The organism is Mesorhizobium yinganensis (genome assembly GCF_040081985.1).
Lineage (GTDB): Bacteria > Pseudomonadota > Alphaproteobacteria > Rhizobiales > Rhizobiaceae > Kumtagia > Kumtagia yinganensis.
This window is the reverse complement of the sequence record NZ_JBEBMH010000004.1, coordinates 233,560-259,278: the sequence shown is the minus strand read 5'-3', so window position 1 is coordinate 259,278 and position 25,719 is coordinate 233,560. Positions and strand designations below refer to the sequence as shown.

General features: G+C 64.6%; 20 protein-coding genes. 8 read left to right on the top strand and 12 right to left on the bottom strand.

The window, feature by feature from the left end; translation table 11 throughout:
• The first annotated feature begins 8 nt into the window (after nucleotides 1–8).
• Genes tssK through ABMA59_RS11290 form a run of 6 tightly spaced genes read left to right on the top strand, consistent with a single transcriptional unit; the run spans nucleotide 9 to nucleotide 10,276 of the window.
• Nucleotides 9–1,340, top strand: coding sequence for a type VI secretion system baseplate subunit TssK (gene tssK, locus ABMA59_RS11315; protein WP_349005448.1), 1,332 nt, complete (start codon nucleotides 9–11; stop codon nucleotides 1,338–1,340).
• The gene (tssL, locus tag ABMA59_RS11310) at nucleotides 1,337–2,983 is read left to right on the top strand and encodes a type VI secretion system protein TssL, long form (RefSeq protein WP_349005447.1); all 1,647 of its coding nucleotides are present in this window, start codon (nucleotides 1,337–1,339) and stop codon (nucleotides 2,981–2,983) included. Before tssK ends, tssL begins: the two co-directional genes overlap by 4 nt.
• A gap of 37 nt (nucleotides 2,984–3,020) precedes the next feature.
• A complete protein-coding gene (tssM, locus tag ABMA59_RS11305; protein WP_349005446.1) occupies nucleotides 3,021–6,623 on the top strand; it encodes a type VI secretion system membrane subunit TssM in 3,603 nt (1,200 codons plus the stop codon).
• A 6-nt stretch (nucleotides 6,624–6,629) separates the two neighbouring features.
• Nucleotides 6,630–7,301: a type VI secretion system-associated protein TagF gene (tagF, locus tag ABMA59_RS11300; RefSeq protein ID WP_349005445.1), complete on the top strand. Its 672-nt coding sequence runs from the start codon at nucleotides 6,630–6,632 to the stop codon at nucleotides 7,299–7,301.
• Between the two features lie 46 nt (nucleotides 7,302–7,347).
• Nucleotides 7,348–8,145: a PP2C family protein-serine/threonine phosphatase gene (locus ABMA59_RS11295; protein WP_349005444.1), complete on the top strand. Its 798-nt coding sequence runs from the start codon at nucleotides 7,348–7,350 to the stop codon at nucleotides 8,143–8,145.
• Nucleotides 8,135–10,276: a serine/threonine-protein kinase gene (locus ABMA59_RS11290; RefSeq protein ID WP_349005443.1), complete on the top strand. Its 2,142-nt coding sequence runs from the start codon at nucleotides 8,135–8,137 to the stop codon at nucleotides 10,274–10,276. Before ABMA59_RS11295 ends, ABMA59_RS11290 begins: the two co-directional genes overlap by 11 nt.
• On the opposite strand, the gene ABMA59_RS11285 is transcribed toward ABMA59_RS11290, so the two are convergent.
• Genes ABMA59_RS11285 through ABMA59_RS11265 form a run of 5 tightly spaced genes read right to left on the bottom strand, consistent with a single transcriptional unit; the run spans nucleotide 10,277 to nucleotide 14,103 of the window.
• Nucleotides 10,277–12,037: a hypothetical protein gene (locus ABMA59_RS11285; protein WP_349005442.1), complete on the bottom strand. Its 1,761-nt coding sequence runs from the start codon at nucleotides 12,035–12,037 to the stop codon at nucleotides 10,277–10,279. It lies immediately after the preceding gene.
• The gene (locus ABMA59_RS11280; protein ID WP_349005441.1) at nucleotides 12,034–12,411 is read right to left on the bottom strand and encodes a biopolymer transporter ExbD; all 378 of its coding nucleotides are present in this window, start codon (nucleotides 12,409–12,411) and stop codon (nucleotides 12,034–12,036) included. Before ABMA59_RS11280 ends, ABMA59_RS11285 begins: the two co-directional genes overlap by 4 nt.
• Before the next feature lie 50 nt (nucleotides 12,412–12,461).
• On the bottom strand, nucleotides 12,462–12,905 hold the full coding sequence (locus ABMA59_RS11275) for an ExbD/TolR family protein (protein WP_349005440.1): 444 nt from the start codon (nucleotides 12,903–12,905) through the stop codon (nucleotides 12,462–12,464).
• A gap of 3 nt (nucleotides 12,906–12,908) precedes the next feature.
• Nucleotides 12,909–13,616: a MotA/TolQ/ExbB proton channel family protein gene (locus tag ABMA59_RS11270; protein ID WP_349005439.1), complete on the bottom strand. Its 708-nt coding sequence runs from the start codon at nucleotides 13,614–13,616 to the stop codon at nucleotides 12,909–12,911.
• Nucleotides 13,617–13,653: 37 nt separating this feature from the next.
• Nucleotides 13,654–14,103, bottom strand: a complete 450-nt coding sequence (locus tag ABMA59_RS11265) for a hypothetical protein (RefSeq protein ID WP_349005438.1) — start codon at nucleotides 14,101–14,103, stop codon at nucleotides 13,654–13,656.
• A 191-nt stretch (nucleotides 14,104–14,294) separates the two neighbouring features.
• On the opposite strand from ABMA59_RS11265, the gene ABMA59_RS11260 reads away from it, so the two are divergent.
• Nucleotides 14,295–14,747 carry a DUF1036 domain-containing protein gene (locus tag ABMA59_RS11260; protein ID WP_425475897.1) on the top strand — a complete coding sequence of 151 codons (453 nt, stop codon included), beginning with the start codon at nucleotides 14,295–14,297 and terminating at the stop codon, nucleotides 14,745–14,747.
• A gap of 33 nt (nucleotides 14,748–14,780) precedes the next feature.
• Entirely contained in the window at nucleotides 14,781–17,141 is a 2,361-nt protein-coding gene (locus ABMA59_RS11255) for a peptidoglycan DD-metalloendopeptidase family protein (RefSeq protein ID WP_349005437.1), read from the top strand.
• Nucleotides 17,142–17,410: 269 nt separating this feature from the next.
• Here the strand turns inward: ABMA59_RS11255 and ABMA59_RS11250 are convergent, their stop codons facing one another.
• The 7 genes from ABMA59_RS11250 to ABMA59_RS11220 all read right to left on the bottom strand — a co-directional run bounded on the left by ABMA59_RS11250 (nucleotide 17,411) and on the right by ABMA59_RS11220 (nucleotide 25,678).
• Nucleotides 17,411–18,106 (bottom strand): LysM peptidoglycan-binding domain-containing protein, encoded by a 696-nt coding sequence (locus ABMA59_RS11250; RefSeq protein WP_349005436.1) that lies wholly within the window; start codon nucleotides 18,104–18,106, stop codon nucleotides 17,411–17,413.
• Nucleotides 18,107–18,221: 115 nt separating this feature from the next.
• Entirely contained in the window at nucleotides 18,222–18,539 is a 318-nt protein-coding gene (locus ABMA59_RS11245; RefSeq protein ID WP_349005435.1) for a hypothetical protein, read from the bottom strand.
• 201 nt (nucleotides 18,540–18,740) lie between these two features.
• Nucleotides 18,741–21,464, bottom strand: coding sequence for a type VI secretion system ATPase TssH (gene tssH, locus ABMA59_RS11240; RefSeq protein ID WP_349005434.1), 2,724 nt, complete (start codon nucleotides 21,462–21,464; stop codon nucleotides 18,741–18,743).
• 26 nt (nucleotides 21,465–21,490) lie between these two features.
• Nucleotides 21,491–22,528: a type VI secretion system baseplate subunit TssG gene (gene tssG, locus ABMA59_RS11235; protein ID WP_349005433.1), complete on the bottom strand. Its 1,038-nt coding sequence runs from the start codon at nucleotides 22,526–22,528 to the stop codon at nucleotides 21,491–21,493.
• On the bottom strand, nucleotides 22,525–24,477 hold the full coding sequence (gene tssF, locus ABMA59_RS11230; RefSeq protein ID WP_349005432.1) for a type VI secretion system baseplate subunit TssF: 1,953 nt from the start codon (nucleotides 24,475–24,477) through the stop codon (nucleotides 22,525–22,527). The genes tssG and tssF overlap by 4 nt, the downstream gene beginning before the upstream one ends.
• Before the next feature lie 19 nt (nucleotides 24,478–24,496).
• Nucleotides 24,497–25,045, bottom strand: a complete 549-nt coding sequence (gene tssE, locus ABMA59_RS11225; protein WP_349005431.1) for a type VI secretion system baseplate subunit TssE — start codon at nucleotides 25,043–25,045, stop codon at nucleotides 24,497–24,499.
• 150 nt (nucleotides 25,046–25,195) lie between these two features.
• Entirely contained in the window at nucleotides 25,196–25,678 is a 483-nt protein-coding gene (locus ABMA59_RS11220) for an Hcp family type VI secretion system effector (RefSeq protein WP_349005430.1), read from the bottom strand.
• Between the last annotated feature and the right edge of the window lie 41 nt (nucleotides 25,679–25,719).

Sequence of the window (25,719 nt, the reverse complement as noted above, 5' to 3'; positions counted from 1 at the left end):
CCGCTAAGATGTCATGGTACAGCAAGGTAGCGTGGTCGGAAGGGCTGTTTCTTCGCCAGCATCATTTCCAGCAGAACGACCGTTACTTTGAGCGGCTGCTCGAAAACCGTGTCCGGCAACTGGGTGCCTATCCCTGGGGATTCGCGCAGATCGAGATCGACCGCGATCTCGCCCAGCAGAACAAGTTCGCGCTGAGGCGCGCCAGCGGCATATTCCAGGACGGCACGCCATTCGACATGCCTGGCTCCAGTCCGCTGCCCGCCCCCATCGACGTGCCGGCCGGCGTCGACAAGCAGGTCGTCTGGCTGGTCCTTCCCGCGGCGGTGGTCAATGGCCGCGAAGTCGACATGGCGGAGGGAACCTCCGGCAGCCGCTATGTCCGCGACCTGGAGACGGTGATAGACTCTTCGTCCGGAATGCATGTCGAACAGGAGATCGAGGTCGCCCATCCGCGTGCCAGCTTCGAAGTCCGCAAGACGCCGAAGCCCGGCGCCAACTGCCTGCGCGTCGCGCGCATCCTTGAGGTGCGCGACAAGACGATCATCTTTGACGAGACCTTCGCGCCGCCGGTGATCGCCACGCAGGCGCATCCGGTGGTGGCCGGCTGGATTGACCGGGTGATCGGCTGGATGGACACGAAACTGGAGACGCTTTCGCGTTATGCGGCCGATCCAAGTTCGGGCGGCGGCCTGCAGACCTTCGACTATTTCATGCTGCAGATGCTGAATCGCGAGATCAACGTGGTGAAGCACATGCGCGCTTCGCAGTTCATCCATCCGGTCGAACTCTACAAGGAACTGCTGCGCATTTCCGGAGAGTTGTGGACATTTTCGCCGAAACGGCTGGCCCCCGAATATGCCGATTATGACCAGGATTCGCTGGACACCGTGTTTGAGCCGGTGCTGTCGGACATCCAGCGTTTGCTCAGCCTCGACATCGGCCGCGCCATCCGTCTCAACCTCGTCGAGAAGGCCCCGAACGCCTTCGTCGCCACGGTGCCTGACCGGGCACTGTTCCGCAACGCCACCTTCGTCATCGAGGTGGCGGCCAGCCGGCCGCTGTCTCAGGTGCAGCAGCAATTCCCCGCGCTCTGCAAGGTCGGCCCCAACACCAAGATGAACGAGATCGTGCAGACGCATCTGCCCGGCATCGAACTGGTGCATATGCCGACGCCGCCGCGCCAGATCCGCGCGGTTTCGGATCACGTCTATTTCTACCTCGACAAGTCGTCGGCGCTGTGGCCCGAATTCAGCGTGGCGAGTGGCATGGGCCTGCATTTCGCCGGCGACTGGCCGGGCCTCGTGCTCGACCTGTGGGCGATCGTGGAAGAGCGGAGATGAGCAGCAAGGACGACCCCTTCGGCTCGGGTGGGAAGACGGTCATTCGGCCGAACCCGGCGGGGAGGGTGCGTCCGACCCCAGGGCAGGCCGATGCCGGCGGCGCGCCCCCTGCCGGCACGGTAGCCGGCGTGCCGGCGCCTGGGGCGCCGCAGCAGCCTTTAGGCGCTCAGCCCTCGCAATCACCTTTCGGAACCCCGTCGCCTCAACCGCCGGCCTACAATGCGCCAGCGTCCGCCTGGGGAATCCCCGCCCGTCCGTCCTATCCGGCGCCCCAGCCCTATTCGCCGATGCCGCAGCAGAACGACGCCGCGCGCTACGGCATGCCCGGCAGCGACGACTGGATGCAAACCGGCCGCGGCAGCGTGTTCTTTCCCGGCCCGGCGGAGCAGCAGGCCCCATCCGCGCCGCGTGAAAAAATCCCTCTGGAGGTGGCGCTCAATGCCCGCGACGGCGGCGAATATGCCGCGTCGAACCCGCTGACCGCGGCCGCCGCACCCCTGCTCATCCTGCTCGGCCGCCTGCGCTTGATGATCGTCGACATGCAGGCCGTGCCGCTGATGAACCATGTCGCGCAGGAGATCCGCGACTTCGAGAAGAAGGCCGGCGAGGCGGGCGCGCCGCCCGAGGACGTGATGGTCGCCAAATACGCGCTCTGCGGCACGGCCGACGACATCGTCCAGAACCTGCCCGGCACCGACCGCCACGTCTGGATGCAATATTCGATGCTGGCGCAGTTTTTCCAGGTGCGCACCTCCGGCGTCGGTTTCTTCGAGGAACTGAAGAAGATCCTCGCCAACCCTGCGCCGCGTTACAATCTGCTCGAATTGATGCATGCCTGCCTGGCGCTCGGCTTCGAGGGCCAGTATCGCGGCGCGGCGGGCGGCGATGTGCAATTGCAGCGCTGGCGGCGCGACGTCTACCAGACGCTGCGCAGCCTGCGCACCCGCAGCGACGACGATATCTCGCCGCGCTGGCAGGGCATGGTGAAGCTGTTGCGCGACACCGGCGCGGCGATCCCGCTCTGGGTGATTGCCGGCGTGGTGGGAGCGGGCCTCGTCGGCATCTACTTCCTGCTGCGCTTCATCATCAGCGCCGATGGCGACGCGTTGGCGGCGCGGCTGGTTGCCCTCAATCCGACCGAACCGGTGACGATCGAGCGCGCGGCCTTCCAACCGATGCCGGACCTGCCTGTGACGAGCACGCAACTCGAGCGCATCCGCGCCGCCCTCAAGGACGACATTGCGGCAGGCGGCCTGGCGGTCGAACCGGTCGGCGACAAGATCGTGGTGCAGGTCAACAACCTGCTGCTGTTCGCTTCTGGGCGGGCCGACGTCCGCAAGGAGTTTGAACCCATTGCCGAGCGGATCGCCGGCGCGCTGGACAAGGAGCCGGGGCCGATCCACGTCATCGGCCACACCGACAATGTGAAACCCAAGGCCTCGAGCGCCTTCAAGTCGAATTTCGACCTCTCCGTGGCGCGCGCCAAGGCGGTGGAGAAGATCGTTGGCCCGAAACTGTCCGATCCGGCACGTGTGAGCGTCGAAGGCAAGGGCGAGGACGAGCCGATCGCCGACAACAAGACACCCGAGGGCCGCGCAAAGAACCGCCGGGTGGAAGTCATGATCCCGAAGGCGGAGGAGTAGCCGTGTCGGCGGGGCTCGGGTGGGGCGCGGACTGCGCATGAAGAAGTGGCTCCTCAGGGCGGCGATCGTGGTCGGCCTCGTGGCGTTCGCCGCGATCGTCTGGTTCGTCGGTCCGCTGATCGGCTATGAAGACATCCGTCCCTTCGATCCGGTCTGGATACGCCTGCTCATCATCCTCGTCGTCTTTGCCATCGTCGTCGGCTTCTACGGCATTCGCTACTGGCTGAGGCGCAGGGCTGCCAGGAAACTCGAAGCGGCTCTCGCCGAAAGCGAGGGCAGGCAGGGCGATGGCAAGGTGCTCGGCGAGCGCATGGCCGAGGCGCTGGAGACGCTGAAACGCTCCAGCGGCAAGCGCAACTACCTCTACGACCTGCCCTGGTACATCATCATCGGCCCTCCCGGCGCAGGCAAGACGACGGCGCTGGTCAATTCCGGTCTGAAATTCCCGCTGGCCGGCGCCGACGGCGGCAAGGCCGTGGCAGGCACCGGCGGCACGCGTTATTGCGACTGGTGGTTCACCGAGGAAGCGGTGCTGATCGACACCGCCGGCCGCTACACCACACAGGATTCCGACAGCGAGGTCGACAAGAAGAGCTGGCTGTCGTTCCTGTCTCTGCTGAAGGCGCAGCGAGCCAAACAGCCGATCAACGGCGTGATCCTGGCAATCAGCGTCGAGGACCTGTTGACCCTGGACGGCGAGCAGATCGCCGAGCACACCAACGCCATCCGCAAGCGCCTGCTGGAACTGCACCAGGAACTGAGGATCGATTTTCCGGTCTACGCCCTGTTCACCAAGGCCGACCTGATCGCCGGCTTCGCCGAATATTTCGGCAATTTCAACGAGACGCGCCGCCGCAAGGTGTGGGGCGCCACCTTCCAGACCGAGGACCGCAAGAAGAACATGGTCGGCGAGGTGCCGGGCGAGTTCGACCTGCTGGTGCGCCGCCTGACCGAGGAAGAGGCCGACCGCCTCCACGAGGAGCCGGACCCGATCGCGCGCATCGCCATCTTCGGCTTTCCGGCGCAGTTCGCGCTGCTCAAGGATCGAGTCGCCGATTTCCTCAACCGCATCTTCGAGCCGACGCGCTACCAGGTGAACGCCAACCTGCGCGGCTTCTATTTCTCGTCGGGCACGCAGGAAGGCACACCGATCGACCAGGTGCTGGGTTCGATCGGCCGCAGCTTCGGCGAAACGGCGCATGCGTCGCAACTCTCCGGCCAGGGCAAGAGCTTCTTCCTGCGCGACCTGCTGACCAAGGTGATCTTCGCCGAGGCGGGCTGGGTATCGCGCGACATGGGCGCGGTGCGCCGGGCTGCGATCCTGCGTTATGGCACGCTTGCCGCAATCGGAATTGTCGCGGTCGGGCTGCTCAGCGCCTGGGGCATCAGCTTCGCCAGCAACAAGGCGCTGATTGCGTCGACCGACAGCGCCGCCGAACAATACCGCGTCAACGCCGCCGACTACATGAAGAGCAACACCGTTGCCGACATCGATCTGTCGAACGTCGCCGGCGTGCTGGACATAGTGCGCACCATGCCGGTCGGCTACGACAATCGCGACCAGTCGACGCCGATGCGCGAGAGCTTTGGCCTGGCGCAGCGCGGGCGGCTGGTCTCGGCCACCGAGACGACCTACCGCCAGGCGCTGGAGCGCATGTTCCGCTCGCGCCTGATCCTGCGGCTGGAGCGGCAGATCGAGGCCGGAATGAACGACCCGCTGGTGCTGTACGAGACGCTGAAGGTCTATCTGATGCTCGGCGGTCAGGCGCCGAAGGTCGACGACAATCTGGTCGAGACCTGGATGCGCAAGGACTGGGAGGAAAACCTCTATCCCGGTCCCAACAACCGCAGCCTGCGCGAGGATCTCGTGCTGCATCTGCGCGCTATGCTTGACCTAGGTTCGAGCCACAAGCCGACCTTCGAACTGAACGGCCCGCTGGTCGAATCGGCGCAGCGCTCGCTGGCGCGCATGAACATGGCCGACCGCGCCTACGCGCTGATCAAGACCGCCTCCTATGCCGCGCCGATCGAGAATTTCTCGGTGATCGACCGCGGCGGCCCCGATGCCGCGCTCGTGTTCGAGACGGTCGACGGCACGGAACTCGACAAGCTGGTGGTGCCGGGTTTCTACACCTATGCCGGCTTTCAGGATTTTTTCATTCCCCAACTCGCAGCCGTCGCCGACAAGATCGAGGGCGAGAAATGGGTCATGGGCGAACTCGCCGAGCAGAAGGGGATCGAGGAGCAGTTCGGCCAGCTCGGGCCGGTCCTGATCGAGCGCTACGGCAAGGATTTTGTCGATGCCTGGAATGGTATGCTCGACAATCTGAAGCTCAAGTCGATGTCGGCCGACAAGCCGCAATATGTTTCGCTCTCAGCGGCCTCGTCGCCCAATTCGCCGCTGCGGCAACTGTTCGAGGCGGTGGCCCTGGAGACGCAACTGACGCGCGAGCCCGCCGAAGGCGAGCTGACAAGCGATCTGCCGACCATCAATGCGGACGCCGCTGACGCCGCGCAGACCATCGCAAAATACACCGCAGATCGCGCCGCGGCGCGCGCCACCGGGCTCGCCCGCATCGGTATCGAGCTGGCGATGAAGAAGTCCCAGAGCCGGGCGGGCGACACATTCGCAGGCAACCCCACGGCCCGCCAGATCCCGGGCGCCAATATCGAGGCGCAGTTCCGGCCGTTCCACGAACTGGTCAAGGGCGATCCGGGCAAGCGGCCGATCGATGCGCTGATCCAGAATTTCTACGAGGTCTATCAAAGCCTTGTGCTCGCCGCGACCAACCCCTCGCAGGCCGACCGCGCCAACGCCAATATGCAGATGCAGGTGGTGAATTTGCGCGCCAACGCCTCGCGGTTGCCGCGCCCGGTGGCGCGCATGGTCAACGCGGCGGTCGACGATTTCGAGGGCGACGCCGCCGGCAATTCGCTGGCCCAACTCAACCAGATGCTGAACAGCACGGTGACACGGGCCTGCGATTCCGTGATCTCGAACCGTTATCCCTTTGCCAAGGACAGCGAGCGCGACGTGCAGATGCAGGATTTCGCCCGCATCTTCGCGCCCAACGGCGTCATCGACCGCTTCTTCGCGCAGAATCTGGCACCGCTGGCCGACATGTCGGGCAACGACTGGGTCTGGAAGGAAGACACAAGGCTCGGCCGCGAATTGTCCAAGACCACGCTCAAGGATTTCCAGCGCGCCGCCGAAATCCGCGACGCCTTCTTCCCGCAAGGCGGCGTCATGCCGGCCGTCAGCCTGACGGTCACGCCTTTCTCGCTGAGCGGTGAGGCGGACATGGCGTTGATGAACGTCAACGGCCAGATCGTCCAGAGCCAGCAGGTCGGAGGCCTGCCGGTATCGATGCAATGGCCGGGCAGCATGGCCGGCGGCACGGTGAGCGTCACGCTAACGCCGGAGATTGCCGGCCGCGTTTCGGCTGTGCTCACCGAAGGACCGTGGGCCTTCATGCGGCTTCTGCTGCAATATGGCTCGCTGTCGCAGACCTCGGACGGAATGCGGGCGCGTTTCGTCATCGGCGGCCGCGATGTCGCCTACACGATCCAGGTCGGCTCGACCGCCAATCCGTTCTTCCTGCCGGCGCTGACGCAATTTACCTGTCCGGCGGGGCTGTGAGCGGCGATGGGTTTCGGGCTGTTCGGAAAGCTCCCCCAGAAACGCGACTTCATCTCGTTCGGCATTTCCGTCGACGTGCTGTCGCCGCTGGAGACCTGGCTGCAGACTGCGGTCGCCGCAAGCCGCAGCGAACTCGGGCGCGGCTGGGAAGAACTTTACCTGGTCGCGCCGATCTGGCGGTTCTGGATCGGCGCCGAAGTGCTGGGTACGAACTGCGCCGGCGCGCTGATGCCTTCGGTCGACGGCATCGGCCGGTTCTTCCCGCTGCTGGCAATGTATATCTGCGAGGCGGGCGAAAGCCTGCCGCCGCCTTCCTACGCGCCGCAGGAGAAATGGTTTGCGACAGTCGAGGCGCGGCTGCTGGCGGTGCTGGAGGATGGCGCGGCACCCGCCGTGGAATCCGTTCTTGCTGGCCTGCCTGCGCCGACGCTCGACAGGCTGGTTCCGAACGCCAGGCGTGCCGATTTCAAGGGTGGTCCTCTGTGGAATGCCGGTCAGGACACCGACACGCCGAGTTTTCTTGCGGCCATATTCGAGGATGACTATCGCCAGGTGGCGCGTGGCAGAAGTTACTGGTGGGTGCCCGGCAATGACCAGCGCGGACCGGTGCTGCATGCCAGGAACGGACTTCCCGATCCATATTTCCATACGCGCATGTTGCGTGTCGTGGCAGAATGAGGTTTGCGCCGGGTGTATGGCGCCGGTGAGGAGCGGGTGAGGAACAGTGAGCGACCCCGGCATTCGTTTCGAGAGTTTTGGCCTGAGCCACCCCGGCAAGGTGCGGGAGCTCAATGAAGACCGGATGTTGATGGCGCCGCGCAGCGGCCTGTGGCTGGTCGCCGACGGTATGGGCGGCCACGACGCAGGCGAGGTGGCCTCCTCCTGCATCGTCGATCATCTGGCGACGATCGGTGTGGCCAGTTCTGCGCCCGACCTGCGCGCCCGTTTCGAGGACCGCATCGGCCGCGCCAATGCCCAGATTTGGTCGATCGCCCAGTCTCGCGGCGGCGGTACGATCGGTTCGACGGTTGCCGCGCTGCTGACCTTCGAGCGCCAGTTCGCCTGCATCTGGATGGGCGACAGCCGCGTCTACCTCGTCCGCGACCGGGTGATCAGCCAGCTTTCGCACGACCATACCGAGGTGCAGGAATTGCTGGACCGTGGCGTGCTCACCGCCGACGAGGCACGCGTCTGGCCCCGCCGCAACGTGATTACGCGCGCGGTAGGGGTCGAAGACGAGATCGCGCTCGACATTGAACTGGGCCAAGCGCGGCCGGGCGACGTCTTCGTGCTCGCCACCGATGGGCTGACCGCACATGCCAGTGACCTGGACATTCTTGTGGCCGTCAGCGCTGCCGAGCCAGAGGCTGCCTGCCGTGCGCTTCTTGACAAGGTGCTGGAGCGTGGCGGCACAGACAATGTGACCGTCATTGTCGTCAAGTGCCAGACAGCCGCCATGGCCGGCGAGGGAGACCGCACCCTCGCGCGGGGCAGCGGCGTGGATTGGCACCATGCCCGCTGACGAAAAGACCATGCTGATGTCGCTGCCCGACCCGGTCGCGGTCGGCACGCAGCTCAGCGGCACCTATGAGCTGGATGAACGCATCGCCGCCGGCGGCATGGGCGAGGTGTTTCGCGGGCACAACATCCAGACCGGCGATCCGGTGGCGATCAAGATCGTGCTGCCGGAATTTGCCCGCGACGCGATGATCCTTTCGCTGTTCCGCAAGGAAGCGTCGATCCTCAACCACCTCTCGCACGCAGCGATCGTCCGCTATCACGTCTTTGCCATCGACCAGGCGATCGGCAGGCCGTACCTCGCCATGGAGTTCGTCGATGGCCTGTCGCTGGTCGACATGTTTGCGCATGGTCCGATGCCGCCGGCCGAAGCGCGCGTGCTGCTGGCGCGCCTTGCGTCGGGCCTGGCCGCGGCGCATGAGGCCGGCATCATCCACCGCGACCTTTCGCCGGACAACATCATTCTGCCCGGCGGCAAGGTCGAGCGCGCGAAGATCATCGATTTCGGCATTGCGCGCTCCGCGACGGTTGGCGGCGAGACGCTGCTTGGCGGCGTGTTCGCCGGAAAATACAACTTCGTGTCGCCGGAACAGCTTGGCATGTATGGCGGCGAGGTTGCCGAGCAATCCGACATCTACAGCCTTGGGCTCGTGATGGCGGCGGCGCTGCGCGGAGCGCCTCTCGACATGAGCGGCAGCCAAGTAGAAGTCATCGAGAAGCGCCGCGTCGTTCCCGACCTCTCCGCGCTCGACGCTGGCCTGCGACCGGTCCTCGAGGCGATGCTGCAGCCGGACCCACGCAACCGGCCGGGGGGCATGGCGGAGCTTGAGGAACTTGTCGGCCCGGCCCGGGCACCACATCGTTCGCCCGAGCCCACGCTGACGGTCCCTGTTCCGCCTGTAGCACCCACCGTGCGCATCGGCGTGCCGACGGAAATTCCATCGCTTGCAAAGGCCGGTCAAGCGCCGGAAGCGGCCGCGGCGGCGATTGCGCCGACGGCGATGGAGCCGCCCAGCGAGAGTCCGTTCGGCCCGTATCTCGGCCCTGCGAAGATTGCGATCCCCGAATTGCTGCCGCAGCCGCCCGTATCATCCTCAGGCGGCCAGCGGCGCGGTCGATCCGGCGGCCTCGCGGCAATCGCGCTTCTGGCGGTCGCGGCGACCGGCGCGGGCGGGGCGTGGTACGGCGGGCTTTTCGACCGGTTCATCTCCCGGCCGACCCCGCCGCCCATCGAGGACAGGACGAAGCAGCCGGACGCGACGCCCGACACCACCAAGAAGACCGACACAGATACCGTCACGCCGAAGGTTGACGATACGGCCGGGAAAAAGGCGGATGACGCAACCGGCAAGCCGGTAGACGACGGGAAACCGCCGGTGGCGGATGATGCCAACATCCAGAAGCCGGATGAGATCGAGGACAACCAGAAGACGGACACCGGTCAGAACAAGCTGCCCGACACCAAGCCGGATACCAAGACCGATGGTCCGGCCGGCGTCGACATCGCGGCCGAGCGGCTGGCCTGGTTGAAGGACTATTCCGGAGGTGGTTGCTTCTACGCCACCGCTACTTCGGTGAACGGCGACAAGACGGATATCGAAGGTTTTGGCGACAGCGTCGACGCTTTTAAGAGCCTGCTCAACGACTTCACCGGCCGTTTCCGCACCGAACCCGAGATCAGCGTTCGGCTGATCAGGCCGAAGCAATGCGCGGTGACCCAGTTTCTGAGCCACGTGGGGCGCGGCGCGGGCGATCCGCCGGATCTGTCGCTGGTCAAATACGAACTCGTCGACCGTGATCCGATGAGCGGCGAAGTGCAGATGCTGCCGTCACGAGAGACTTATCTGCTGCTGGTCGACCATGACGGCATCGCTCACAATCTCGACCGCATCCTGAAGAGATCCGGCGACAAGGCGACGTTCGACATCGCGCTCGGCTTGGGCACCGGCAAGGATGGCGACCAGGGCGCCGTACCGGAAATCCTGCTCGCCTTCGCCACGTCGCAGCCGTTGGAGGCGATGAAGGTCAGCAATCCGATCCCGGCTTCCGATCTTCTGCCGCGCGTCATGAACGAGATCAGCGCGAAGCAGTTGGATGTCGCCGCGACGGCTCGCTATTTCCGCATTCGCGGATAGCTATTGCACGACGAAAGAGGTGATGCCGTAGGCGATCGACCGGTTGCCGGCGATGATCTCCGTCGCCAGCCTCGAAAAATACTCTTCGGCTGACAGTCCGGGCCGCGTTGGAACCGTGCGCAGGGGGCCATCCGAAGCGATGGCGACAAGCAACTGCACCGACGAAACCGGGCCTGATGTCAGCGTCATCGGCTCCTTGAAGTTCATCCGCGCGGCACTCTGGCCGGCATAGGAGGTGACCAGCTTGGCCTTACCCTCATCGTCGATGACCATGAGATAAAGCGTATCCTTGCGCAGCCCGGAGACGACGCCGGAGAGTTCGCGCCCGCTTTCGATGGTGGATTGGTCGAGCGTCACGCGCAGCGGAAAATTCGGATATTGCGCGAGGCTCCTGGCGAAGGCCAGCGCGCCGCACTGGTCCTTCGAGACCGTCTTCATGTCGGCCTTCAGCTTGAGCCCGGAAAGCCGTTCATATTCGGCACCGAGCCTGCCGACCGTCTCCGGCGCGGCCGTATAGGCCTGGATCGACGCCTGCGTCGGGTTGATGCTGGCCGGCAGCGCCAGCAGGCAATCGTCGCCTCTATGGGTGGCAAGGAATTCGGCGACGCGCAGCGTTCCCGACGTTGCCCCGTCGGTCGCCGATCCGTCGGTCAGGACGTCCGGCCTCGGCAGCAAGGCTGCGACCTGGGCCTCCTTCGCGACCGACACATTGTTCTGGCTGGGAGCCACGACAGCCGGTGCGATGGGCGAGGACGTTTCGACCGGGCGTGTCGATCCGGCAACCACGGCGTTGCCCGCGATATTGCCGGACGGCGACGTTACGACTGGTCTGGCAACGACCGGCGTGGTTGCGTCGCGCGTTCCGCTGCCGGCAGCGATCGTTGCCGATCTCGCCGGTTCGGCGACTGCGGGCAGGCTTGTCGACGCACCGCTCGGCGTGGTCGCGACGATGTTCGCGGCGGTGCCGCCAGTTGCAATTTTTGGCGTGGCGGGTTCCATCGAAGCCACGATCTCCACCGCCGTCGGAACCTCCGCTGCGATCTGGGGAATGGCGGAAAGCTGCGGTCCAACGGCTTCCAGGGACGTGGCGGCGATCGGCGATTGTGCGGTTGAGGTGGCGACCGGTGATTCCATGGCGGTCGACGCAATCGGTGAATCGGTTGTTGCCGCCGTCGACCGATCCGGCAGAACCGCTGATTGCGCCGCAATGACTGCGGCGTCCGATGGCTGGACGGGGGTGGACGCGGATATGCTGTCCGCGCTGAGATCGGGTTGGGTGGCTACGGCGACGGTCTGCTTCGCGGCGTTGGCTTCCGCGAGAACCTCGACCGGATTTGCCGGCATCGCCTCCGACGCGGTCTCAATCGCAGTGGCCGCGGCCTGCTTCTCCTCGCTGGGCTGAATGACATTTTGGCTGGCCGCGACCGGCTCGACTCCCGAGGACGCTTTTGCGGCAAGCATCTCGCTCGGCTGAAGTCGAGCCGCCTCGGAGACTGCACGGTCTTCCCTGGCCGCCAGCACCGAGGCCGGAGGCTGGACGACGATCGCCGGCCGCTCTGCTTCGATCACTGCCACGTTTTCGGGGACGGCAAGCTGCTGCGCCCCGCCGGCAGCAAGCGTGGCGATGTCGATCTCGGTGTGGCTGGGTTTCCTGGTCTCCGGCATCGGCATCGCGTAGAGGGCCATGCCGATTGCCCCGTGCAGCGCGATCGAACCGGCGACGGCGATGACCCAGAAACCGACCGGGGAAGCGGCGCTCATGGGGCGGCCGCGCCGGATCCGGCCGGCTCACGCAATGTGACGACCTGCAGCCCGATGCCGGCCGCCCGCAAGGTTTCGGCGACGTTGAGGAAACCGGCCGCCGCCATGTCGCGCTGCGCCAGAAGGTTGAGCGGCGTATCGGTGCGGCCCGTTGCTTCAATTGCCGCGCGGGCTGCTTCGACGAGGGCGTCCCGCGAAATGGCCCGGCCGTCGAGGAACAGGGACCCATCGCTTTCCATCAGCAGCAAGGGACGCGGCAGGCGCTCCAGCGGCAGGTTGCGGGTAAAGGGAATGGTCGACTGTTTTTCCTCGGGATTGATAAGGCTGCCGGTGGTCAGGAAGAACAACAGCAGCAGGAAGACGATGTTGATCATCGCAAGCGTGAAATCGTTGTGCCGCCTGGGCGCGGGAAGCGGAATGATTTTCATGGCGCCGCGTTCCGCCGGCCGAGCACGGTCACGCTGGCGATCTCGGCATCCTTGCTGGCTTCCAGCACCGTCACGACGTCCTGCACGGTCGCGGTCGCCGTCGGCGTCAGCAGGATCGAACCGGTGCCCTGCGCCCTCAGCGCTTTCAGCCGGGTCGAGACGTCCGCCATCGACACGTTCTCGCCGCCGATCGTGACCCTGCCGGCGAGGATGCGGACCGCGATGGGCGGGGCGGTGTTCTCGGGTGGGGGAGGTGTCGCCGGTTCGCCGCTTTCCGCCGCCAACGGTCCCAGCGGCAACAGCGAATAGGGCACGATCTGCGACGACACCATGAAGAAGATGACGAGCAGGAAGATCACGTCGATCAGCGATGTCAAGACGAAGGACGGGCGCCGGCGTCGGACATGTTTAGGCAGGATGGAGCCCGAATGGTCGGCCAAAGCCTATCCTCCGAGCGACGCCGGTACGGTGGCGCGGGGCAGGCCGTAGGAAAACTCGGCGACCGGCTCAACCTCGGTCGGCTCGATGGGCGCTATGCTGAACAGCGCCTTGGCGATTGCCGCTTCCATGTAGGAGCGCTCGTGGTCGACACGCGCCTCGAACCACATCGACAGGAAATAGACGGGGATCGCCACCGAAAGCCCGGCGGCGGTGGTGATCAGCGCCACCCAAATGCCTCCGGCCAGCGCCGACGGATCGATGGCGCCGCCCTTGGCCGACAATTCGCCGAAGGCCGAGATCATGCCGATGACGGTGCCGAGCAGGCCGAGCATGGGAGCGGCCTGCGCGACAGTTTCCAGGAAGCGTAAGGACTTCGACATGACGTTGAGATGATGCAGGGCAACATGCGCGGCGACCTCGCGCGCCCGGTCGCGGTCGGACGGATAGTTGAGCAGCGATACCATCGCGCCGGCGACGGCCGCCGAGGCCGGAGAGCGGTCGGCCCGCGCCCGGCGCACGGCGTCGTCGAACTGGCCCTTCGCCCAGCGGTCCAGCGCGTCCTCCGTGCCGCCGGTCCGGCCGACGCCCATGCGCGCGAATTGCAGCGCCTTGAAGATGGAGATGGCGATCGCTGCGATAGAAACAAGCAGAAGGGCGATCAGGACCGGACCACCGGACGACGACAATTGTTCGGTCAGCACAGTGATCATGCGCCGTACCCGCCGTCATTTTCGGCTGGACGAAAGCTCACAGCAAGAACTCGATCTTGGTGCGGGTCGTCGTCGCCAGCGCGTCGATGCAAACGTCGGAAGCCTTGCCGTCCACGGAGCATTCGGACACGTCGTTGACCAGAAGCCGCGAGATCGTGTCGCAGGCCTGTCCCGGCAGGTCGAACTGCACAACCTTGGTCTTGCCCACCGGCAGCCGTCCGAACTGGAAGGTGAGCGACTTGCCGACCTTGCCGGCTGCGTCGAACGTCACGACGTCGTAGGAGGTCTTGTCGAGCAACACGCCGCTCTTGTTGACGGCCACGAACACGAGGCGGCAGGCGCCGTCGACATTGCTCGCGTCGTTGAGTTCGATCGCGATGGCCTTGTCCTGTGCCCAGCCGGCTGTCGGAGCCGATAACGTCAATACCGCCGTCAATGTCGCGGCCGACCGCGCCCATGCCCATACCATTGATTTTCGTCCCGCCATTCTGTTCGCCTTTCGCTTCGGCCCATTCGCGAAACTAACCTGTCGCATGGATTAGTCCAGCGTTGCGCGTCGGAGAGCCAAGCCCGAACAGATGAAAGATTAGACGGCGCTCCATGTCAAAAAAAAGTCCGGCCGATTGGATATTCCTGCACCGGCTTGTAGGGTTGCCGTGTGTTGCTGCGAGGCTGCAGGTGAAACGGTATCGCGTGGGGAAGGCGAACTGGCTGACGGCGCCTTTCCTTGCCGTTTTCCTGACCCTGTTCCTGGGTGGTGCCGCGCGGGCAGAATTCACCGTGTGCAACCAGACGCTCGATGTGGTGAACCTTGCCGTCGGGCAGGAGGTGCGCGAGGCGGCCGATGCCTTCTGGCAGACGGAGGGCTGGTGGACGGTCGGAGCCAACCAGTGCGTCAACGTCATCCGCGACGAACTGACAAACCGCTACATCTACATCTACGCGACCGATGTCTTCGGCCAGCCGCTGCTGAATGGATCGACCTCGATGTGCGTGGGGACGCGCCGGTTCGTCATCCGCGGCGACAAGGATTGCTGGACGCGCGGGCACAAGGAGGCGCCGTTCTTCGAGGTCGACACGCAGAAGACCGAGCGCTGGACGCTTTTCCTAGGGACGGGCGGGCTGCAATGACCGCATCGTCCGCATCCGGCGCTTAGTCTCGCCATGCACACGATCGACTCCAGCTTTCGGGAGAAGAAGGAGGCGGCCGCCGCGAGGCGACGACGGCTGCGTCTGATCAAGTTCAGTGGCGTTGCCGGCGCATTGGCGGCGGCCGCAATCGCGTTGGGCTTCTATTTCACCTCAGACAAATGGACGATCGAAGGGCTCGACAATGACCTTGTCGAGGTCGACACCGGGGAGACCGACGCCGACGTGCCGGTCTTCGTTCCAGCCGTCGTCGACCTTGCCGGCGATCCGATGACCATCAGCATCGGCAGCGATCCGTCGCAAATGCCACGTGTCAAGGAAGTGCCGAAGCCCGCCGATCTCGTCGAACCGGGCGTGCCGGACAAGATCCAGATTCTGTCGGACGTCATGCTGTCGAGCAGTGAAAGGCTGATGACCACCATCCCTTCCAGCCCTGAGGACTTTGCGTTCTTCCAGGCGCAGCGGACCGCCTATGTTCCGCCCGGTTCGGCAGCCGGGGTTCCACCGGCGGATGCTTCCGGTTCCACTGACCCCGAACCATCCGAGCCGCCGCCGGATGTCGAGACACCGGCGGACGAGGCGGCATTCTCCGATCCGGCTGCCGGCTGGGGAGAGACGATCAGCGACGGCGAGGAGAACCTGCCGGCCTTCAAGAAAAATCGCATCGAGAACAATACGATGGTGGCCACGGTGACGCCGGAGAGCCAGCGCGCCGCCGCCACCGAGGATTTCGTCGACAAGGTGCTGGGTCAGCGCACGCTGGACAGCCTGGTGCTCGAACATCATTTCACGCCGGACGACGCCAAGCTCGCCGGCGAGGCCCTGAAGGCGTTGTTCAGCAAGGAGCAACTGGACGCAGGCTACGTCGTCGCCATGCGCGGGGCGAGGCCGTCCCCCAAGGCTACAAGCCTCTCGCTCGTGCAGGTCTCCGTCTATGCCGACGCGCAATATATCGGCACCTTGGCGCGCGCCGACGACGGCAAATTCGTCGCCGGCACGGACCCCTGGGTCCGCGAGGATTTGCTCCACTATTCAGGGCAGGAGGAGCAATCCGCCGTGCAGCGCCAGTACCGGCTGCTCGACGCGATCTATTCGACCGCCATCCGCAACAACGTTCCGACCGGCGTAATCGGCGAGGCGATCATGTTCCTGTCCCGCGGCCAGGACCTGAATGCTTTCGCCACGCAGGGCGACCGGCTGGTCCTCGTCTATTCGGCGAACGGTCGCGGAGTGGATGGGGCGTCGGGCCGCGTGCTCTACGCGGCGGTGCGCGGCGATCAGAAGAACATCGAATGTTTCGTTTTCAAACCGTCTGGATCGGATGATTTCGCCTGCGTGACAGAGGAGGATCAGGTCTATTCGCTGACGGTGACCAACGGCATGGTGACGCCGGTGAACGGCGTCATGACCTCGACCTTCGGTCCGCGCAAGCATCCGATCCTGGGCGAGGTGCGCATTCACAAAGGCGTCGACTGGGCCGCACCGGTTGGCACACCGGTTTTCGCGGCCTTCGACGGCACCATCGCCTATTATGGGGACGGCAAGGACTACGGCAACGTGGTGCGGATCACCCATTCCGGCGGACGCGAGACCCGGTATGCGCATCTTTCCCGCTTCGCGGCCAATCTGGCGCAGGGCATGGCTGTCAAGGCCGGCGAGGTGATCGGCTATGTCGGCACGACCGGCCTTTCCACCGGGCCGCATTTGCATTTCGAGCTTTATGCGGGGACCGAGGCGATCAACCCGTTGGAAACGCCGGCAATTGCAGTCGCCGCCGGCACCGGCGACGCGGCAGTGGAGCTTCTGGTCGACCGCATCATCCGGGTCGAGAGCGGCGGCAGTGCCACCGCCAAGAATCCGCTGTCCTCGGCGACCGGCCTCGGCCAGTTCATCGACAGCACGTGGATCAGGATGATCAGCACCTATCGTCCTGATTTGGCTCGCTCTTTGTCGCGGGCAGAGGTGCTGGCGCTGCGCTTCGACCCGACCATTTCGCGCGAAATGGTGCGGCGGCTGGCGCAGGAGGGCGAGGCCTATTTGCGCGCCCGAGGGCACGAAATCACGGCGGGAAGGCTCTATCTCTGCCATTTCCTGGGCATGGAGGGGGCAAGCACCGTGTTGTCCTCGGATGACGGCGCGGCGCTGGTCGATGTGTTGGGACAGGGCGTCATCTCGGCCAATCCATTCCTGACGGGCAGGACGGTGAGCTACGTCAAGCTGTGGGCGGAGGCCAAGATGCGCGGCAAGGGCGCGCCCGCACCGTCCGCGCCCGCCGTCGAAACCAGGAACGTGGCGAAGAGTTCTCCCGAATTCGTCGCCTACAAGGCTGCAATCACTGCACTTTTGGCCGCGATCGTTACCTCCGACCAGACTTGAACGGCTTGGTCGACGACGGTCGCACAGTCGCTCGGCAAGTTCAAAAGAACGAGCGATTTCATAGGGTTGCCGCAAAATCACGTGGCGCCGAGAACCTTTGCACTGACGCCGACCCCTCGTGAACATGACGCAAAGGCGTTTCGGTGCGTTTCCAACTGCCGGTGGATCGGCTTGGAGCGGTGGGGCATGACGTGCTCCGGAGGGTCTCCGGTATCGCTTCGAGCGCTCCGGTCGACCGATTTTGTAGGACGCCAAAAACGGCCGCCGGTTCACGGAGTCCGGAACGTCCACCCCGCCCTGCCGAAATCGATCGGTCCGGTGCCGACGCCGGTGCGCAACAAATGGAGGTGCCCGCTGACCTCGAAGCCGGTGGCGTCGCGAGGACCGATCATCGACATTTCTTGCGTGGGCGTCATGTCCCAGCCCCAGACCTGGGAATCCCAGATGGTGACGCGCTTCTCGGTCACGACGGCGATGGAGACGATGGCGCGCCATTTGGTCGTGCCTTGCGCCGCAGTGGGAGCGTTGCGGCTGGAATAGTCGTAGAAGCGCTTGCGCCGGTTCGGGTCGGCCTGGATTTCGGGCGCCGTCCAGTAGAAGGGCAGGTCGTCGTCCGGCGTGCAGGCATCTACGCAGAACGGATTGGGATTCGGCCCGATCGGCTGGTTGTGGCGGTAGACGGTCTGGACGAAAGACAACTGCTTGCCGAGTTCGCCGTCGCGCTCGACGATCATCTCCGCGCCGTCGCTCTTCAGCGTCAGGCTGGTCGATACCGCGGTCCATGGGATCGGGATCATCAGCGTGTCGCCGGGCTGGATGAGTTCCGGTTTCGTGCGTTTCGCCACCAGCCCGGAATTCTTCGGGTCGTCCCAGATCTTCTTCCAGTCCTTGCCCTGATAGCCGTAGGCAATGGCGATATTCCAAAGCGTATCGCCGCGCTTGATCTTGTAATCCTCGTAAAACATTGCACCCTCCGCTCAGGCGATTCAGGAGCCCTACGGTCGCATGCTATCCGGCCGGTCAGGGCTCCCGACCGGCGGATGCCGACAATGTCGGCCTAATTCTGGGTGTCGCGAGCGGTCAGTTCTCGCCGAGCAGTTTTGCTTTCCCGCTCTTCAGATCGATCTCGACCGATTGGCTCTTGCCGACCACGATCGAGACCGTGCCCGGAGCCGTCACCTCGACATAGCGGATAACGGGGAAGCCCGTGTGCGGCTTGCCTACCTGTTTTACGACGTCGAGCGACCACAACTGCTTGCCCGCGCCGTCCTTTGCCGCGAGCGACGTTCCATTGGGTTCGACGGTCACGGTGATGCCGGAACTTTGGTCCGTCGCGGTCAACACCGCATCCGGGTAGGACTGTAGGGACGCATGCTCGCCGGCGTTCGCATTGCTCATCGTAAGACCTCCGTGGGTGTCCGTGCAGACCAGCAGGACCGAACAAAATGCCGCGATCGCCAGCCATGATCTCATGTCAGCCGCTCCCGGGCGCCGTTGTTCAGACGTGCGCCGCTGTTCTCTATCCATGACGGTGCCGTCCGCGCTTTTCGCGCGGGTCACATTCCATGAATGCTCGAAAACGTGTCCGAAGTCGGATTGTCACCCGACCTCGTAGGCGAAGGCGCCATCCTTGATGTCGACGGCGGCGCGCGAAATCTCCAGCTTTTCCATCGCGCGATTGAGGAAATGCCGGGACAGTTCGGGCAGGAGCGTGTTGGTGATGATGTTATCGATCATGCGTCCGCCCGAATCCGGGTCCCTGCATTGCGATACGATATGCTCGACCACGGCGTCCGTGTAGGTGAAGTCCGCGTCGTGGTTTTCTTCGATCCTCTTTTTTATGCGATTGAGTTGTAACCGAACGATGCCGCCCAGCATGTCTCCAGATAACGGGAAATAAGGGATTGTAACCAGACGACCGAGCAGCGCTGGCGGGAAGACTTGCAGCAGCGATGGCCGCAGCGCCTGGTTCAAGGTTTCCGGGTCGGGGCGCGTCTTGCCTTCCTCGGCCATCTGCATGATCACTTCGGTGCCGACATTGGATGTCAGGATGATCAGCGTGTTCTTGAAGTCGATGCGCCGCCCGGTGCCGTCCTCCATCTGGCCCTTGTCGAAGACCTGGAAGAACAGTTCGTGCACGTCCGGATGCGCCTTCTCGACTTCGTCGAGCAGCACCACGCTGTAGGGTTTTCGTCGCACCGCTTCCGTAAGCCTTCCGCCTTCGCCGTATCCGACATAGCCGGGAGGCGCGCCCTTCAGAGCGGAAACGGTATGAGCCTCTTGGAACTCGCTCATGTTGATGGTGATCATGTTCTGCTCGCCGCCGTAAAGCGACTCCGCCAGCGCCAGCGCCGTCTCGGTCTTGCCGACGCCGGAGGGGCCGCAGAGCATGAACACGCCGATCGGCTTGTTCGGATTGTCGAGTTTTGCGCGGTTGGTCTCAATGCGCTTGGCGATCATCGAAAGCCCGTGCGACTGGCCGACGACGCGTCGGCCCATGATCTCGGCAAGCTGCAGGATTGTCTGCACCTCGTCCTTGACCATGCGGCCTACCGGAATGCCGGTCCAGTCGGAGACGACCGACGCCACCGCCTGCTCGTCCACATGCGCATAGATCATGCGGCTGTCGGGATGGATTTCGTCGAGCTGCGAGAGTTTTCCGCCGAGTTCCGCTTTGGGATCGGCGGGTGGAGCGGCTGAGGAATCGTCGTTCGCGGCGACAGCTTCGGCGTTGTCGTTGGCAGAGATTGCCGGCCCAACGTCGCTGCCCTCCGGCGCAACCGAGGCGGCCAAGGTTTTCCTCAGCGCCATGATCTCGTCGACGATGCCTTTTTCGCGTGCGAAATGCGCCTCGAGATCGGAAAGCTTCGCCTCGGTCTCCCTGATCTCTTCCTTCAATTCCTCGATGCGCTCGGCATCGTTGCGGCCGAGTTCGGCCTCGCGCTCCTGCGCGACGAGTTCCTTGCGCAGCGACTCGATCGACGCCTTCATATCGGAGACGGCGGCCGGCGTCGTCGACTGGCTGATGGCGACGCGCGCACAGGCGGTGTCGAGCAGGCTGACCGCCTTGTCAGGAAGCTGGCGGGCGGGGATGTAGCGCGCCGACAGCGACACCGCAGCCATGACCGCCTCGTCGGAGATGCGCACGCCGTGATGCTTTTCCATCGGCTCAAGAATGCCGCGCAGCATATAGGTGCATTTCTCGATCGAAGGCTCGTCGACATTGACCGGCTGGAAGCGCCGCGTCAGCGCCGGGTCTTTTTCGAAATACTGGCGGTATTCGGCCCAGGTGGTCGCGCCGATGGTGCGCAGCGTGCCACGCGCCAGCGCCGGCTTGAGCAGGTTGGCGGCATCGCCTGTGCCCTGCGCGCCGCCCGCGCCGATCAGCGTGTGGGCCTCGTCGATGAACAGGATGACCGGCGTCGGCGACGCCTGCACCTCGTCGATGACCGAGCGCAGGCGCTGCTCGAACTCGCCCTTCATCGACGCGCCGGCCTGCATGAGGCCGATGTCGAGGGCGCAGAGCCGAACGCCCTTCAACTGCGGCGGCACGTCGCCGTCGGCAAGCCGCTGGGCAAAGCCTTCGACCACCGCCGTCTTGCCGACGCCGGCCTCGCCGGTGAGGATCGGGTTGTTCTGCCGTCGGCGCATCAGCACATCGATGATCTGCCTGATCTCGTCGTCGCGGCCGACCACGGGGTCCATCTTGCCGGCCGCGGCCGCCGCCGTCATGTCGACGGAGAAACGGTCGAGCGCCGTAGTGCCGCGAGAGGCCGGCGTGTCGCCGGCGGGTGCGCCGGCCGGCCGCGCCGAAAGGCCCGAGCCATCCATCGGCCGAAGGTTCTCCTCGTCCGACTGGCCCCAGATCTTTCGCGATTCCGCGGCGATGATGTCGTCGTTGAGCTGGCTGAGCTGCGCCGAAAGCTGCTGCAGGGCGCGGCGCAATTCGCGCGACTTGAGGATGCCGATCAGCAGATGGCCGGTTCTGATCTGCGTCTCGCCGAAGAACAGGGTGGCGTAGTACCAGCCGCGGTCCAGGCTGTCGGTGATCTGCGTCGAGATGCCGGGCATCTCGGTTTCCTGCTTGCGGAAACCGTCGATGGTCGAGGCGAGGTCCTTCAGCAGCTTCGCCTTGTCGAGCTTGAAATGATCGACGGTCAGCGAGATGTCCGAGCGGTCGTTGGCGAGGATGTGATAGAGCCAGTGCGCCAGTTCGAGGTTGCGGTTGCCCGCGCCCTTCGCCTGACGCAAGGCCTGCATGAAGGCGTCGTAGCCGACCCGGTTGAGTTTGCCGGTCACCGTTTCAAGGCTGATGTCGCTCACTGGCGTCCTCCCGTTTCAAGCAGGCCCTATGTCCGCGCGGCTGCCTTGGCTTCTCTCGCGATCGTCTCGCGCCGCCGTTCCATCGGATCGAAACGCGCGTCGCTCAGGTAAATCTTTTCGCCTTCGGGCGGCCTTTTCGGCGTCATCCACGAGGTCCAGCCCAATTCGCCGGACACACCGAGACGGACTGGCGGCGCCAAGGCCGCGTCAAGGCCCAATTCTACGTCGAAATCGAAGCGGTGACCAAGATAATAGAAGACGAGGTCGGTGAGGATCTCGGAAAGCTCGCCGGCCGGAAGCAGCCTCTTGTATTGCTCGAGGCTGGTGGCTGATATCCTGATCCGAATCTTGTCGTTGATCGAATAAGCGCGCACGCCTAGCGCGGCATCGACACCGAGCCCGGAATGGCGCGAGCCCAGCGCCATCTGGTCGGAGGGTTCGAAGACCAGCCAACTGCCGATGCGCTCCTCGATCTCGGCCTTGACCTGCAGGATGCTCTCGATCAGTTGCCGCAGGCGCACAGCACTCTTGATGCGCGATCCAGTGAGGCCGGCGAACGACACTTTTGCGATGTCCTCGACCGAATCCCGGCCGAGGAAAGCTTCCGTTCCGACGCCTGTCAGGGAGCCTACATAGTTGAAGAAACGGTCGTCATCCGGCCTGTCTGCCTGGGCGATCGGCCGCGCATCCGCCCACACGCGGAAGAACAGTTGCAGGAAGCGGTTCGAGATGATGTCGGTGAAATGCACGTAGGACTGGTCGCGCTGTGACGACCAGTGATGCGCCTCGACGGTCGTGCTGAGCGGTAGGGCTCCCTGCGGGCCGAAATAGCCGAGGAAGCGGGTGCGGACCTTCGGCGGGCCGTTTGGAGCGTCTTCGTAGCCGCTGAGGTTGGAGGCCGGAAATTCGAGGAAAGGGTCCTGCCCCAGGCTGACGATCTCTTCCGCGAGCACCCGGTTTTCGCCGATGCGCGGCTTGTCCGGGCTCGACCGCTCGAACTCGCGCATCGTCCCGAAAAAGTCGAAGCCGTAGGGATCGGCGCGCAGGTCGTCGCGATAGCTCATAGCGTTTCGCCATTGCCGGCGCGGGGCGGCCAGCGCTTGACGATGCCGCGCTGCGCGGATTCGATCACCGTCTCGGTGAAACTGTTGATCGAGCTGTATTCGGCGAAAAAGCGGTCGAGCACGGCTCCGAGCAGCATGATGCCGTTGCCCTCGAAGGCGCGCTCGTCGAATTTTACGGTGATCTCGACGCCGCGCGCCGCGTTGAAGCCGTTTGCCTGCCTGAGCCGCCTGGTGATGGGTCGGCTCGAAACACCCATGACGCCGCGGATGCGCCGCTCTGTGACCACGTCGGAGAAATCGGCGAACAGACCGAGCAGTTCACGCAGGCCGCCGGCGCGGTCCTGCGGGCCACGGTCGGTCAGGCCGAGATGATTGAGCGACAGGAGGTTGATCAGCTTCCAGGCGATGGCGCCAGGAGGCGCGCCGGTGCGGTGGCGGCGCTCGGCGGCGAGCACGGATTCGCGCGGGGCCGTCGGGCCGGCCAGACAGCGCAGCGGCAGCGACGTGTCGTCGGCCAGATGGAAATCGGCACCGGCCTCACCGACGGGTAGCTGCTCGGTCAGGTGCCGGTTGGAAACCAGCGCGCGGACGCTGAGTTCTCGCACGCGGTCCTTCTCGTCGATCTTGACCGGCTCGCGCAGCGACAGGAACACTTCCGAGCCGACATAGCTGGTGCGCGCCCCGATGCGCTGTTCCTGGACGGTCTCGCGGCGCGGCAGGCGGCGCGTCGTATGGAACAGCGCCTCGTTGAGCGGCGTGTTGTCGGTCGGCAGGCTGTAGAGCGGGAAGGTGCGCACCTTGTCGCTGCTGCCGCTGTAATGGGCGAAGACGTCGAGCACGCGGTAGATCTCGTAATCCATCCAGCGGCTGCGGTCGGCCACGACGTGATGTTCCGCCTCGTTGCGGCGGATCGGCACGCGGCTGCACTGCATCTCGAACAGGTTTGCGATGGTGGCGGTGTAGAGCGAGAAACTGCGCGGCTTCACCACGGAGGCCAGGCGCGGGATCGAGGCGTCGAATTCGAACAGCAGGTCGAAGGCGTGCGCCTTGACCTGCGAAAGCGCCTTGCGCAGGCCTTCGAGGCGGAAGCCGAGGAATTTCTGTGGGAAGGCGAAGAAATCGCGCAGCAGCGAGAAGCCGGCGAACACGCGGGCGTGTTCTCCAAAGAGGGAATCGCCTTCCTCGAAACCGATCTGCTGGATGAGATCAGGCGGCAGCGGCACGAAACGCGGGTCGCCGAACTCGTCGAGGTAGCGCAGCGTGACGCGCCGGCAATTGGCGAAGATCTGCTCGTAGACAGCCACCGAATCGACCTCGGTGCCGACCAGGTGGATCGGCAGGACATCGAGAGGGAGGTCGCTCACTCGGGCGCCGGGCGGCGTGACGTCGGGCCGATCATCGGTGAGTTTTGTGGTCCGGCGGCGGAACCCCAGCCTGAGGCCGGCGGCGATGCCGGGGAGGATTTCGAGGCCGAGCGCCTGCAAGGGCGGCGGGGCGGCGAAATATTGCGCGGTTTCGAGATGCAGCGGCCAGATGGTCAGCGCGTTGCAGAGGCGGAAGCGGCACGAGATGCGCTTCTGCTGCTCGACATAGACGGCGTCGACATAAGAGCCGGCGGGAAAGCCGATGCCGTCCTTGAGGTTGCCGTCGTCGAAGGCCGGCTGCACCTCGACAAGGGCGGCGGACGGGATCGGCGAGAGGTAGTCCGGCATCACCTGGTCGAGCAGGGCGGCCGTGAATTCGGGGAACTCGCTCTTGAGCTTGAGCTGGACGCGCGCCGCCATGAACGCCGCGCCTTCCAGCAGGCCGGCGATGCCGGGGTCCATCTTGTCCTCGATCAGCCCGCCGAGCCGGCGCGCGACGCCGGGATACTCTTCCGCGAACTGCCTCGACTTCTCGTAGAGCTGCTTGAGTTCGAGCTGGTAGAGATCGAGGAAATCGCGGTTCATGCCGACAGCATCCGGGGCGCTAGATCGGCAGCCGGGTCAGGTTGACCTTGCCTGAGCTGATCTCCAGTTCGGCGACGAAATTGACCGCGACGTCGACCGGCGTGCAGAACATCTCGCCGGAGACGGTGAACTGCACCCGCTGGTCGACCTCGTTGTGGCGGATCTCCTTGTCGACGCTGATGGTTTCGGAGATCAGCCGCGGCTCGTAGGTGGTCAGCACATGCGCGAGCTGCGCGCGTATGCCGTCGACACCGACTTCCTCGCTGGTCAAATGGGTGATGTCGGGAAGGCCGTAGTTCAGGACGGAATCGCGGACATAGTCCAGCCCGTCGAGCGGAACGGTCGAGGCCATGTTGATGGTGTTGAGCAGGGCGACGAGATCGACCGACAGGTCGCGCTTCAGCGCCGGCTCGTCGCTGCGCCGCTGCCGCGAGTTGCGGCCCTCGATGACACGCTCGCCGTCGACGACGCGAACGGCGTTCTCCTTGGCGTCCCGGGCCTCGAAGGCTTCGCGGAAGGCCGACATCAGGGGCGCCTGGTAATGCCCCTCGTTTCTGGGTTTTCGCATACCGTTCATCCCTGTGGGCAGACGGCTTCAGAGATGGGTTGAAAACAGCCTCTCATTGCCAAAATGGCAACTGCCGGCCCTGGCGAGCCGGCAGTTTCGCCCATCGAAGGCAATCCGAACAGTCGCGCGTGGCGATGTGACTGAAAAGTCCTACGCCTGCGTGTTCTGGGCGATGTCGAAAGCAAAGTCGTCGCTCGCCTCGAGGCCACCGCTCTTCGACTGCTGATTGTACTTCTGTTTGAACTTCTTGAAGTTCAGCGTGACGTTTTCGGTCGTACGGTCTTCGCCGCCGCTGCCGCCCGTCGAAACGCTGGTGACGATCACGTCTTCCATCTTGATCTCAAGGTACACGAACGGCTTGCCGCCGGCCTTGCGTGCCTTGAACTCGACGACGTCGTAGTGTTCGCCGGTGCACATCTTGCCCCAGAGCTTGGGGGAGACGATGTCGGTGTACTTGGTGAAGGAAAAATCCTGCAAGCTCACCTTGCCGCCGCCCATGCCGCCGCCCTGGCTGGCCGTGCCGCTCTGCGAACCGCCGAGCGACCACGCCAGGACGTCGATCCAGGCTGGAAATTCCTTGTCCTGGCCTTCGCCCTTCAGCGTGCCGATCTTGATAAACATGTCTTGCGCCATAGCAGTCCTCCTGACAGTTGAAACAGCGCATTAGCTGCTGT